This is a genomic window from Parvibacter caecicola (assembly GCF_003725335.1).
In the GTDB taxonomy this organism is placed as follows: Bacteria; Actinomycetota; Coriobacteriia; order Coriobacteriales; family Eggerthellaceae; genus Parvibacter; species Parvibacter caecicola.
Genome location: NZ_QIBY01000047.1, coordinates 1 through 609, shown reverse-complemented (window position 1 = coordinate 609; position 609 = coordinate 1). Strand labels below are relative to the sequence as shown.

Here is a 609-nt window from a genome sequence, read left to right as displayed (position 1 = left end):
ACCAACCGGGCCTCACCGAAACCGCGGAGGACGGCACGCACTCGGGGTACACGTACGACTACCTCCAGCAGATCGCCCAGTACACCGGCTGGGACTACGAGTACGTTCATGTGGAAGGCGACCTCAACGAGCAGCTCACCATGCTGCTCGACATGGTGGCGAACGGCGAGGTCGACATCATCGGGGCCATGAACTACTCCGACCAGCTCGCCGAGCAGTACGATTTCGCCATCAACGCCTACGGGTCGGCGCACACGGCGCTGTTCGCCTCGAACGAGAACGAGGATCTGTCCTTCACCAACATCTACACGAAAGACAAGCTGCGTGCGGCGTTCAACGGGCCCTCCCCCAAAACGCGCGCCGCAGTGCAGACGTTCTGCGATATGAACGGCATCGAGCTCGAAGCCGTGACCTACGAGAGCGCGGACGAGTTTCTCAAGGCTCTGGAATCGGGCGATGTCGACGTCCTCACGGGCGTGGACATCAATCTCATCGGGGGCGCTCATGTCGTGGCCACGCTCACGCAGACGCCCTTCTACTTCGCCGCCACGAAGGGGAGCCCGGACGTAGTCGCCGCCCTCAACGAGGCCATCGTCCAGACGCGGAAGG

1 protein-coding gene is annotated in these 609 nt (G+C 62.7%); it reads left to right on the top strand.

Annotated elements, in window-relative coordinates:
* The coding region (locus tag DMP11_RS10105; protein WP_148041136.1) for a substrate-binding periplasmic protein at nt 1-609 on the top strand (609 nt) is incomplete at both ends.